Below are 12,114 nucleotides of genomic sequence, written 5' to 3' on the forward strand. Positions count from 1 at the left end.
AGAGGCGGGCGCCTGGCTCAGCTGACCACGCGGCGTGGCTGCCCGGCGAAGAAGGCCTGGGCGTTCTCGCTGAGCTGGCCGACGATGCGCTGGCGCGACTCCACGGCACCCCAGGCGCTGTGCGGGGTGATGATCAGGCGCGGGATGCCGGGCTCCAGCAGCGGGTTGCCGTTGACCGGCGGCTCCACGCTCAGCACGTCGGTGGCCGCGCCGCCCAAGTGACCCCCGCGCAGGGCATCGGCCAACGCCTGTTCGTCGATCAGGCCGCCACGGGCGGTGTTGACCACCAGCGCGTTGGGCTTGAGCAGGGCCAGTTCGCGGGCACCGAGCATATGCCGGGTGTGCTCGTTCAGCGGGCAGTGCAGGGTCAGTGCATCGACTTGCGGCAGCAGCTCGTCCAGCGGCAGCCGATCGGCGCGCTCCGGGCGGCCAGGGATCTGCCCGCTCAGTACACGCATACCGAAGGCTTCGGCCAGCCTCGCCACTGCGCCGCCCAGTTCGCCGTGGCCGAGCAGGCCGAGGGTTTTGCCCTCCAGTTCGACGATAGGAAAGTCCAGCAGGCAGAACTGGCTGGCCTTGGCCCACTGGCCATCGGCCACCGCCTGGTTGTAGTCGCACAGCCGAGTGGCCAGGGCCAACAGCAGGGCCAGGGTATGCTGGGCGACAGACGGCGTGCCGTAGCCCTGGCAGTTGCACACGGTGATGCCCTGGGCGCGGGCGGCGGCCAGGTCGACATTGTTGGTGCCGGTGGCGGCCACCAGGATCAGCTTCAATTGCGGGTTGGCGGCCAGGGCTGCGGCGTCGAGCATGACCTTGTTGCTGACCACTGCCACGGCGCCCTGCAAGCGTTCCGCGACCTGTTCCGGGCGGGTGGTGGCGAACAGTTCGAACTGGTCGAACTGCTGCTTCAGGGGCGAAAGGTCGAGGTCGCCAAGGTCCAGGGACTGGTGATCGAGAAACACGGCGCGACGCGGGCTGGGCATGAAGATCTCCGGTGGCAGGGAGGGATAAGGGCGTTTTGGCCATTTGCGGGCATGCTCGCCCCCACAAACCTTGCAGGAGCGGGCTTGCCGGCGAAGAGGCCCTCGGCTTCGGCGCAAACCTGAAGCCGCCGCCGCAGTGTCTAGCTCAACCTTGCTGCCCGTCAACGCCCGCCACTCATACCTTTGCCGCGCAAATCATTCCTTCGGCTGATTTGGCCGTCACATTGGCGAACTACAGTAAACCCAGACTTGTCCGGCCCGCTTTTCAGAAAAGGGATCCCCATGTTGCAGACACGCATCATCAAGCCCGCCGAGGGCGCCTATGCCTATCCATTGCTGATCAAGCGCCTGCTGATGTCCGGCAGCCGCTATGAAAAGACCCGGGAAATCGTCTACCGCGACCAGATGCGGCTGACGTATCCACAGCTCAACGAGCGCATTGCCCGCCTGGCCAATGTGCTGACGGAGGCCGGGGTCAAGGCCGGTGACACCGTGGCGGTGATGGACTGGGACAGCCATCGCTACCTGGAATGCATGTTTGCCATCCCGATGATCGGCGCTGTAGTGCACACCATCAACGTGCGCCTGTCGCCCGAGCAGATCCTCTACACCATGAACCATGCCGAAGACCGCGTGGTGCTGGTCAACAGCGACTTCGTCGGCCTGTACCAGGCCATCGCCGGGCAGCTGACCACTGTCGACAAGACCCTGCTGCTGACCGATGGCCCGGACAAGACTGCCGAACTGCCCGGTCTGGTCGGCGAGTATGAGCAGCTGCTGGCTGCTGCCAGCCCGCGCTACGACTTCCCGGATTTCGACGAGAACTCGGTGGCCACTACCTTCTACACCACTGGCACCACCGGTAACCCCAAGGGCGTGTATTTCAGTCACCGCCAGCTGGTGCTGCACACCCTGGCCGAGGCCTCGGTCACCGGCAGTATCGACAGCGTGCGCCTGCTGGGCAGCAACGACGTGTACATGCCCATCACCCCGATGTTTCACGTACATGCCTGGGGCATCCCCTACGCTGCCACCATGCTCGGCATGAAGCAGGTGTACCCGGGGCGCTACGAGCCGGACATGCTGGTCAAGCTTTGGCGTGAAGAGAAGGTCACCTTCTCCCACTGCGTACCGACCATCCTGCAGATGCTGCTCAACTGCCCGAACGCCCAGGGGCAGGACTTCGGCGGCTGGAAGATCATCATCGGCGGCAGCTCGCTCAACCGTTCGCTGTACCAGGCCGCCCTGGCGCGCGGCATCCAGCTGACCGCCGCGTATGGCATGTCGGAAACCTGCCCGCTTATCTCCGCGGCACACCTGAACGATGAACTGCAGGTCGGCAGCGAGGATGAGCGCGTCACTTACCGTATCAAGGCCGGTGTGCCGGTGCCGTTGGTCGAAGCAGCCATCGTCGACGGCGAAGGCAACTTCCTGCCCGCTGATGGTGAAACCCAGGGCGAGCTGGTACTGCGTGCGCCGTGGCTGACCATGGGCTACTTCAAGGAACCGGAGAAGAGCGAGGAGCTGTGGCAGGGCGGCTGGCTGCACACCGGTGACGTCGCCACCCTCGACGGCATGGGCTACATCGACATCCGCGACCGCATCAAGGATGTGATCAAGACCGGTGGCGAGTGGGTTTCCTCGCTCGACCTGGAAGACCTGATCAGCCGCCACCCGGCTGTGCGCGAAGTGGCGGTGGTGGGGGTGGCCGACCCGCAGTGGGGTGAGCGCCCGTTTGCCCTGCTGGTGGTACGTGACGGCCACGATATCGACGCCAAGGCGCTGAAGGAACACCTCAAGCCATTCGTCGAGCAAGGTCATATCAACAAGTGGGCGATTCCTAGCCAGATCGCCGTTGTTACTGAAATTCCCAAGACCAGTGTCGGCAAGCTCGACAAGAAACGCATCCGCCAGGACATCGTCCAGTGGCAGGCCAGCAACAGCGCGTTCCTTTCCACGTTGTAACCATTGTGCGGGTCGCGCACGTCAGAGCCTGACCCGCATGCTAGAGAGCCCGCCGCCTTGCCAAACGACAGAAATGCGCCATCCTTGAGCACTACCAGCCCGCAACCGAAGCAAAACTGCAGCGAGTTGGTGGCATGGAGCGCAAATCACACTTTAGAGGGATCAAGCGCCTGTGCCTGCTGGCTATAGTCGGGGCCAGGGGATTTTCAGGAATGGGGGAGGGCGACATGCGCAAGCTGTGTCGCCGCAGGTGCAAGCCTGCAATCCGGTCGCTCGGGCCGTTCTTGAAAGGACTCACTGCCATAACAAAAAAGTACATGGAGTAGCGTCGATGAAATCTGCAAACCTGTTCTGGCGCCGGGCCAAGCTGCCCTTGGCCGTCAGCCTTGCTTCCACGCTCGCAAGTCCTGCTTTCGCTGTCAGTTTCAACATTGGTGAAATCGAAGGCCAGTTCGACTCGTCGCTCTCCATCGGCGCCAGCTGGTCGACGGCCAACCCCAACAAGAACCTGATAGGGGTGAACAACGGCGGCAAGGGCCTGTCACAGACATCCGACGATGGCCACCTGAACTTCAAGAAGGGCGAAACCTTCTCCAAGATCTTCAAGGGCATTCATGACCTGGAGCTCAAGTACGGCGACACCGGTGTGTTCGTGCGCGGCAAGTACTGGTACGACTTCGAACTGAAGGACGAAAACCGCGAGTTCAAGGACATCAGCGACTCCAACCGCAAGGAAGGCGCCAAGTCGTCCGGCGCCGAGCTGCTCGACGCCTTTGTCTACCACAACTACTCCATCGGCGATCAGCCTGGCTCGGTGCGTTTTGGCAAGCAGGTAGTGAGCTGGGGCGAAAGTACCTTCATCGGCGGCGGCATCAACTCGATCAACCCCATCGACGTGTCTGCGTTCCGCCGTCCCGGGGCCGAGATCAAGGAAGGCCTGATTCCGGTCAACATGTTCTACATCTCGCAGAGCCTGACCGACAACCTGTCGGCCGAGGCCTTCTACCAGCTCGAATGGGACCAGACGGTCGTCGACAACTGCGGCACCTTCTTCTCCCAGCCGGACATCATTGCCGACGGCTGTACCGACAACTTGCGCGTGCTCAATAGCAGCCGCACGGTGCCGGGCGCTGCGCAGCAGTTCCTTGCCACGCGGGGCGTGAACATCAACGAAGAGGGTGTGATGGTGCGCCGTGGTGCCGACCGCGATGCGCGTGACAGCGGCCAGTTCGGTGTGGCCATGCGCTATATGTTCGAGCCGTTGGACACGGAGTTCGGCGCCTACTTCATGAATTACCATAGCCGTGCACCCATCTTCAGTGCCACAGGGGCCCCGCCGTCCGTGTTCGCCGGGCTGAGTGCCCTGCCTGCGCAGCTGCGTGCATTGGCGCCTCTGATCGTGGCGGGTAATTCCGAGTACTTTGTGGAATACCCCGAGGACATCCGCCTTTATGGCTTGAGTTTCTCCACCACGTTACCCACTGGCACCGCCTGGAGCGGCGAAGTCAGCTACCGCCCCAATGCGCCAGTGCAGCTCAATACCACGGATATCCTGTTCGCCGGTGTCCGTCCCATTGGCGGCGCGTTGAGCAACGCATCGTTGCTGACCGGTACTCCGGGGCAAGACCTGCATGGGTATCGCCGTAAGGAGATCACCCAGTTCCAGACCACCCTGACCCATTTCTTCGACCAGGTGATGGGTGCCAGCCGGATGACTGTAGTCGGTGAAGTGGGTGTTACCCATGTCGGCGGCCTGGAGAATGCCCACGATACCCGCTACGGTCGCGACCCGGTGTTCGGCCCAGGTCCGTTGCCATCCACCGGTGGCGCCGATACCTGCCAGGCGCTCAACGGCAGCACCATCGCTGGCGCTGGTGCGGGGGCATCCACCACCAACCTGAACCGTAAATGCGAGAACGACGGCTACACCACCAGCACTTCCTGGGGTTACCGCGGCCGTGTCATCTGGGACTACAACGACGTTTTCGCGGGTATCAACCTGAAGCCGAGCGTGGCCTGGTCGCATGATGTGTCCGGCTATTCGCCTGGCCCTGGCGCCAACTTCGAGGAAGGCCGCAAGGCTGTCAGCCTGGGCCTGGACGCCGAGTACCAGAACACCTATACGGCGAGCCTGTCGTATACCAACTTCTTCGACGGCAAGTACAGCACCGTGGATGACCGCGACTTCGTCGCCCTCAGCTTCGGCGTGAACTTCTAAGCATACAGATCCAGGACGACACGACATGAACAAGACCAGAAGTCTGCTGCAAGCCGGTGTACTGGGCCTGTCCCTGCTGGCGACCAGCGTCATGGCTGCGGTATCCGCCGATGAGGCGGCCAAGCTGGGCAGCACCCTGACCCCGATGGGTGCCGAGAAGGCCGGCAACGCCGACGGCTCCATCGGCCCGTGGGAGCCGCTTTCGAAGACCGCAGGCAGCGTCGACGGCAAGGGCTTCCTGTCCGACCCGTACGGCAGTGAAAAACCGCTGTTCACCATCACGGCGCAGAATGCCGACCAGTACAAGGACAAGCTCTCGCCCGGCCAATTGGCCATGTTCAAACGCTACCCGAACACCTACAAGATCCCGGTGTTCAAGACCCATCGCGGCGCAACCGTCCCGGCCGATGTGTTTGCTGCCATCAAGGAAAACGCCACCAAAACCACCCTGGTGGAAGGCGGCAACGGCCTGAGCAACTTCCGCACGGCGGTGCCGTTCCCTATCCCGAAAAGCGGCCTTGAGGTGATCTGGAACCACATCACCCGCTACCGCGGCGGCAGTGTCAGCCGCCTGGTGACCCAGGCCACGCCGCAGCAGAATGGCTCGTTCAACCCCGTATACTTCTCCGACCAGTTCGTCTTCCGCGACAAGATGAAGGACTACGACCCGAACAACCCAGGCAACATCCTGTTCTACTTCAAGCAGGAAGTGACCGCGCCAGCGCGCCTGGCCGGGACCGTGCTGCTGGTGCACGAAACCCTCGACCAGGTGAAGGAGCCGCGCAAGGCGTGGATCTACAACGCCGGCCAACGCCGTGTGCGCCAGGCACCGCAAGTGTCGTACGACGGCCCAGGTACCGCCGCCGACGGCCTGCGTACGTCGGACAACCTGGACATGTTCAACGGTGCGCCAGACCGCTACGACTGGAAGCTGGAAGGCAAGAAGGAACTGTACATCGCCTCCAACGCCTTCAAGCTGGATGACCCCAAGCTGAAGTACGCCGACATCATCAAGGCCGGGCACATCAACCAGGACCTGTCCCGTTACGAGCTGCGCCGCGTCTGGCACGTGGTTGCAACCCTGAAGCCAGGCCAGCGGCACATCTACGCCAAGCGTGATTTCTACATCGACGAAGACACCTGGCAGGCCGCAGTGATCGACCAGTACGACGGCCGCGGCCAACTGTGGCGCGTGTCCGAGGCCCATGCTCAGCCTTATTACAACATGGAAGTGCCTTGGTACACCCTGGAAGCCATCTACGACCTGCAGTCCGGTCGGTACCTGGCCCTTGGGATGAAGAACGAAGAGAAACGTGCCTACGACTTCGGCTTCAGTGCCAGCAAGGCCGATTTCCAGCCAGCGGCGCTGCGTCAGTCGGGTATTCGCTAAGCTGAAATCACTGAACGCCGTGTGATTCCCAGAACGCCCCGGCTCGCCGGGGCGTTTCTATTTCCTGAGGCGGCCTCTTCGCGGGTGAACCCGCTCCTACAGGTTCCGCGCAGCTCTGTAGGAGCGGGTTCACTCGCGAAGAGGCCGGACAAGGCAATAAACCTCCTGAATACCTCCCCAAACCCCCGCCCCAGCCCCTGTCCATCAGCCATGTTGCTTTTTGTCGCAGTCTTTTCCATGCCTATTGCGCCCATCATCTTCAAATGCGCAGCGTTAACGGCTAGTCTCGCAAACATCCATACCGCCGTTGTCTTCCAACCAGAACGAGCCGGCCATGACAGATCTGTCCCGCACCCATGGATTCGCAAGTCAGGCCCTTGGCCTGCGGGACGGGCGTTTCTTCCGGCCGCCGCTGCCGGACGGCCATGTGCCGCGCCTGCGTTTGTGCCAGCGGCTGGAAGCCGGTTTGGGCGGGCGGCTGCTGCTGGTCAATGCGCCGGCGGGTTTCGGCAAAAGCTCCCTGGCCATCGAGTTTTGCGAAACACTGCCCGAGCACTGGCGCAGCCTGTGGCTTGGCCTGAGCCAGCGGGACGCCGACCCTGGCCGCTTCCTTGAGCGCTTGCTTGAAGGCCTGCAGCAATACTGCCCGGCACTGGGCGGCCAGGCCATGGGCCTGCTGAAAATGCGACAGCGCCACCAGCCGTTTGCCTTTGAAGAGTGGCTTGACGGCCTGCTCGACGAGCTGGCGCTGTACCTGCAAGCTGATACGCCGCTGCTGCTGGTGCTTGACGACTATCACCTGGCCCAGGGGCCGGTGCTCGACCGTTGCCTGCAGTTCTTCCTCAATCATCTGCCACCCGGTCTGGTATTGCTGGTGACCAGCCGCCAGCGGCCAGACTGGCACCTGGCGCGCCTGCGCCTGTCCCGGCAGTTGGTCGAGCTTAACGAACAGGACCTGCGCCTCACCGCGGATGAGTCGCTGGCGGTGATCGGTCGCCAGCCTACCGGCCTGCGCGGCCAGGCACTGGACAACCTGATCCAGCGCAGCGACGGCTGGGTGGCCGGCTTGCGTTTCTGGCAGTTGGCGGCCAGCGACAGCGCTGACGAGCAAGCCTTGCCCCAGGCGCTGCATGGTGGCGAGGGCCTGATCCGCGACTACCTGCTTGAAGAAGTCATCGACAGGCTACCTGCGGACGTGCAGGCCTTCTTGGACGAAACCGCCTGCCAGGAGCGATTCTGCGCTCCGCTTTGCGATGCGATGCGTGGCCGCCACGACAGTGCCGCCGTCCTGAGCTTCCTGCAGGCGCATCAGGTGTTCCTTGTGCCGCTGGACGAGCATGGCCACTGGTTCCGCTATCACCATTTGTTCTCCGACCTGCTGCGCAGCCGCCAGGCGAGCGAATCTCAGGTCGCTCTGCATTTGCGGGCCTGCCGCTGGTTTGAAGCTCAAGACCTGCTGGACGAGGCGGTGGAGCAGGCTTTGCGTGCCGGCCACCTCGATGTTGCCGCCGACCTGGTGCAAAGTCTGTCCGAGGAGCAACTGCTGGCCGAGCAGAATGTCGGCATGTTGCTGCGCTGGAAGATGGACCTGCCCGACAGTCTGTTGATCAGTACGCCGCGGCTGATCGTGCTGTACAGCTGGGCGTTGGGGCTGGCTTGCCAGCTGGATGCTGCCGAGGAACTGGCTGGCTACCTCAGTCGCTTTCTGCCCGCGCCTTCGGCGACCGCGCAAAAGTCGATGCTGGCCCAATGGCTGGCTCTCAGTGGGGTCATTGCCCGTGGCCGTGGCGACCGCGAGCGCACCCTGGCCTATTGCGGCGAAGCGCTGCAGAGCCTGCCGAGCAAGCGCTATGGCCAGCGGCTGGTGTGTTTGTCGACGCTGTCCAACCTGGCCATTGCCGATGGCGACTTCTGGCGGGCCCGAGGCTGGAACCGCGAGGCCCTGGAGCTGGCCCAGCGGGTCGGTAACCCCTTGTTCGAGGCGCTGGCGCATTACGACCGGGCGCGGGTGCTGCATGCCCGTGGCGAGGTGCTGCGCGCGCTGGACGAAGTGCGCCAGGGGCTGCAACGTCTGCAAGGGCTTTCGGCGCAGCGGCTGTATGCCGTGCGTGCGCGGCTGACGCTTTACGAAGGTTACCTGCTGGTCTCGCGTCTGCAGCCAGCTCAGGGCCGCGCGCGTTTGCGCGCAGGGCTGGGCGAGGCGCGAGCGTGCCGGGACATCAGTGTGCTCATCGGCCATTGCGTGATTGCCACGCTCGATGGCCGGGAAGGCCACTTTGCCGAGGCCTTTGCCGAACTGGCCGAGGCCGAGCGCTTGATGCACATCTGGGATGTGCCCCCGGTCTACTACCTGGCCATGATTACCCTGGTCAAATGCGAACTGTGGCTGGCCCAGGGGCGTACCGACCTGGCGGAGTCCTGGCTGCAGCGCCTGGGCCAGACCTATGGCGGCGAGCAGCCGGCGGCGGCACCGGAGTTCCATCCGCTGCTGCCATTGCACATTGCGTTGCAGCAGGCATCGCTCGATCGCATCCAGTTGCGTAGCGACGATGCCGTGCAACGCCTGGCATGCCTGGTAAAGCGCGGCCAGGCCAATGGCGGCATGATGCTCACCGTCAGCGCCCTGAGCCAATGGCTTTCCCTGCTGTTGGACGAAGGCAAGGAAGGGCAGGCCGCGCAGTTGCTGCCAAGCTTGCTGGAAGCGGCGCATGGCGGCGTGATGCAGCCGATGCAGCCCCTGCTGGAAAAACACCCGCAATGGCTTCATGAACAACTGCAGGCAGGTGCCGCTTGCCCGGTTCAGGCTGAACTGCTCAAGCACCTGCCGCCAGTGCCAGTCGCCAGTACGGGCAACGGCGAAGCGCTGAGTGGCCGCGAAATGGCTGTGCTCGAACTGATTGCCCAAGGCTGTTCCAATCAACAGATCAGCGAGCGGCTGTTCATTTCCCTGCACACGGTGAAGACCCACGCCAGCCATATCAACAGCAAGTTGGGCGTGGAGCGGCGCACCCAGGCGGTGGCCAAGGCCAAATTCCTGGGGTTGCTGGCGTGATACTGGCCCTGTAAGTCATTGCTCGTTAAAGTGATGGCCTGGCGCCATAATTTCTGGCCGACAATGCTCTACCCTCATCTTTCCCGACCAGCTGCCGATACAGCTATCGGTGGCATCGCCTCGCGCGATTTTTCAATCATTCCAAGGCAGGTCGTGTTGATGCTGCAGTACGGGCAAAAGAGCTTTCTGATCGTCGACGACTTTACCGACTTTCGTACGTCGACCCGTTCCATGCTGCGCGAGTTGGGCGTGCGCGACGTGGACACCGCTGACAGCGGCGAGCAGGCGCTGCGCATGTGCGCGCAGAAGCGCTATGACTTCATCCTGCAGGACTTCCATCTGGGTGATGGCAAGAAGAACGGGCAGCAGGTGCTTGAAGACCTGATCATCGACAAGCACATCAGCCATGAGTGCGTGTTCATCATGGTCACTGCCGAGAGCAGTCAGGCGATTGTCCTTAGCGCCATCGAGCACGAGCCCGATGCCTACCTGACCAAACCGTTCAACCGGGTTGGCCTTGCCCAGCGCGTCGAGAAACTGTTCCAGCGCAAGACGTTGCTAAAGCCGATCCTGCAGGCGCTGGACCGCAACCGTCCGGCCGAAGTACTGGCGGCCTGCGCCGAGCTGTGCAAGAAGGATCCGCGCCTGGCACCCTTGTGCTTGCGCTACCGGGCCGATGCCCTGCGCAACCTCAACCGTTTCGAGGAACTGGAAAAATTCCTCAAGGCCATCCTGGCCAGCCGTCCGCAGCCGTGGGTATATGCCGCATTGGGCGCATTGATGCACAAGCGTGGTCAGAATGCCCAGGCCCAGGGAGTATACGAGCAGGCGCTCAAGGCGTTCCCGATCATGCCAGGCCTTTACGATGGCATGGCCGAGGTGCTGGTGGCTCAGGGGGATACCCGGCGCGCGCAGAACTTGCTTGAAGAAGCCGTGCGCCTGTCGCCTTTGTCGGTGCGTCGGCAGTCGACGCTGGGCAAGCTGGCGCTGGAGAACGAAGACTTCGAGAGCGCATCGAAGGCGTTCCGTCATGCGGTGAACCAGGGGCAGAGCTCGCGCTACAAAGATGCCGAAAACAACCTTGGCCTGGTGCAGGCGTTGATGAGCAAGAATGCAGGCTTCGGCCTGGACGCCCGTACCCGGGTCGAGATCAACACCACGCTCAGCGAAGTGGCCAAGGAAAACCCCGAGGACCAAGGCCTGCAGGTGCGTGCGCGGATGATGAAGGCTGCCAGCCTGCAGCAGGCCGGCGACCCGGAAACGGCCGGCAAGCTGACAGAACAGGCGATTCAGCGTCTGGACAAGATGAACCAGTTCTTCTCTGTCGATTCGGCCCTGACGGTCGCTGCGCAATTGCAGGCGATGGGGCAGGAAGCCGCCGCCATCGGCGTGCTGAAGAACTGTGTGGAAAGTTATGGCGATGACCCCAAGGTCATGGAGAAAGTGGGCAAGCTGACGGATGACCCCAGCGTGCTCAACGCCATTACCGAAGCGGTCACCCTCAATCGGCAGGGGGTGCGCAGTTACCAGGGAGGGCAGCTTGGCGAGGCGTTGCAACTGTTCCGAAAGGCATTGGGTTTACAGCCGAAGAACATCAGCATCGCCCTCAACACCGCCCAGGCGCTGCTGCGCATCGGCGGTGACAACCCTCAGCCTGCGATCATGCAGGAGTGCCGCGACGCCTTGACCAGCGTGGCCGGTATCCCTGCCAGCGACAATCGCTATGACCGTTACCGCAAACTGCACATCCGAGTGTTCGGCGCATGAATCAAGACAATCAGGGGCTGGATTTTTCCACGGTGATCGCCTCCACCGTGCACGACCTCAAAAGTTCGTTGTCGGCGCTGATCCAGTCCCACAGCCAGTGGGTGGAGCGCTTGCCCGAGGAACTGCGCGGCGGTGCCGAACAGGGGATCATGGAGCATGAATTTCGTCACCTCAACGGCATGCTGGTGCAGTTGCTGGGCTTGTACAAACTGGGTGTGAACCAGTTGCCGGTATGCCCGGACTACCATGAGCTGGATGATTTCATCGAAGCCCAACTGGCGGCGCACGAGGAAGTACTCAAGCACAACGACATTCTCGCCACCTGGCGCATCGACACCGACAACCCGCTGGGTTTCTTCGACCGCGAACTGGTGGCCTCGGTGATCGCCAACGTCATCACCAACGCCACCCGCTTTGCCGGGCACGCCTTGCTGATCACCATCGAAGAGGCCGACAACCAGTTGGCCATTTGCGTCAACGATGACGGCCCGGGTTATCCAAAGCACATGCTCGAGCGCCAGGAGGACTACATCCAGGGCATCGACTCGACCAGTGGCAGTACCGGCCTTGGGTTGTATTTTGCGGCGCGGATCGCCGCGTTGCATGAAAGCGGCGGGGTGCGCGGGCGGATCGAGATCTCCAACGGCGGGGCGCTTGGGGGGGGGTTGTTCAGGTTGTTTTTACCTTGAGGCCCGGCTGAATCTACGTTTGAAATTTTTGCAGTTGGAGGGTGGCTTCC

At 62.7% G+C, this 12,114-nt stretch carries 7 protein-coding genes; 6 read left to right on the forward strand and 1 reads right to left on the reverse strand.

The window, feature by feature from the left end; genetic code table 11:
- Nucleotides 1-17: 17 nt before the first annotated feature.
- Nucleotides 18-983 carry a 2-hydroxyacid dehydrogenase gene (locus ACF8FG_RS25570; protein WP_014589687.1) on the reverse strand — a complete coding sequence of 322 codons (966 nt, stop codon included), beginning with the start codon at nucleotides 981-983 and terminating at the stop codon, nucleotides 18-20.
- Nucleotides 984-1,265: 282 nt separating this feature from the next.
- Between ACF8FG_RS25570 and ACF8FG_RS25575 the strand changes: the two genes are divergently transcribed.
- The 6 genes from ACF8FG_RS25575 (at nucleotide 1,266) to ACF8FG_RS25600 (ending at nucleotide 12,064) form a co-directional block, all read left to right on the forward strand.
- The gene (locus ACF8FG_RS25575; RefSeq protein ID WP_014589688.1) at nucleotides 1,266-2,948 is read left to right on the forward strand and encodes a fatty acid--CoA ligase; all 1,683 of its coding nucleotides are present in this window, start codon (nucleotides 1,266-1,268) and stop codon (nucleotides 2,946-2,948) included.
- Nucleotides 2,949-3,279: 331 nt separating this feature from the next.
- Nucleotides 3,280-5,166 carry a DUF1302 domain-containing protein gene (locus tag ACF8FG_RS25580; RefSeq protein WP_014589689.1) on the forward strand — a complete coding sequence of 629 codons (1,887 nt, stop codon included), beginning with the start codon at nucleotides 3,280-3,282 and terminating at the stop codon, nucleotides 5,164-5,166.
- 25 nt (nucleotides 5,167-5,191) lie between these two features.
- Nucleotides 5,192-6,556 carry a DUF1329 domain-containing protein gene (locus ACF8FG_RS25585; protein ID WP_014589690.1) on the forward strand — a complete coding sequence of 455 codons (1,365 nt, stop codon included), beginning with the start codon at nucleotides 5,192-5,194 and terminating at the stop codon, nucleotides 6,554-6,556.
- Between the two features lie 334 nt (nucleotides 6,557-6,890).
- Nucleotides 6,891-9,608 (forward strand): LuxR C-terminal-related transcriptional regulator, encoded by a 2,718-nt coding sequence (locus ACF8FG_RS25590; RefSeq protein WP_014589691.1) that lies wholly within the window; start codon nucleotides 6,891-6,893, stop codon nucleotides 9,606-9,608.
- Nucleotides 9,609-9,767: 159 nt separating this feature from the next.
- On the forward strand, nucleotides 9,768-11,375 hold the full coding sequence (locus ACF8FG_RS25595; protein ID WP_003247330.1) for a tetratricopeptide repeat-containing response regulator: 1,608 nt from the start codon (nucleotides 9,768-9,770) through the stop codon (nucleotides 11,373-11,375).
- Nucleotides 11,372-12,064: a sensor histidine kinase KdpD gene (locus ACF8FG_RS25600; protein WP_010952009.1), complete on the forward strand. Its 693-nt coding sequence runs from the start codon at nucleotides 11,372-11,374 to the stop codon at nucleotides 12,062-12,064. Before ACF8FG_RS25595 ends, ACF8FG_RS25600 begins: the two co-directional genes overlap by 4 nt.
- Nucleotides 12,065-12,114 lie beyond the last annotated feature (50 nt).

It is taken from the genome of Pseudomonas sp. YQ_6 (genome assembly GCF_043103245.1).
GTDB classification, from domain to species: domain Bacteria; phylum Pseudomonadota; class Gammaproteobacteria; order Pseudomonadales; family Pseudomonadaceae; genus Aquipseudomonas; species Aquipseudomonas alloputida.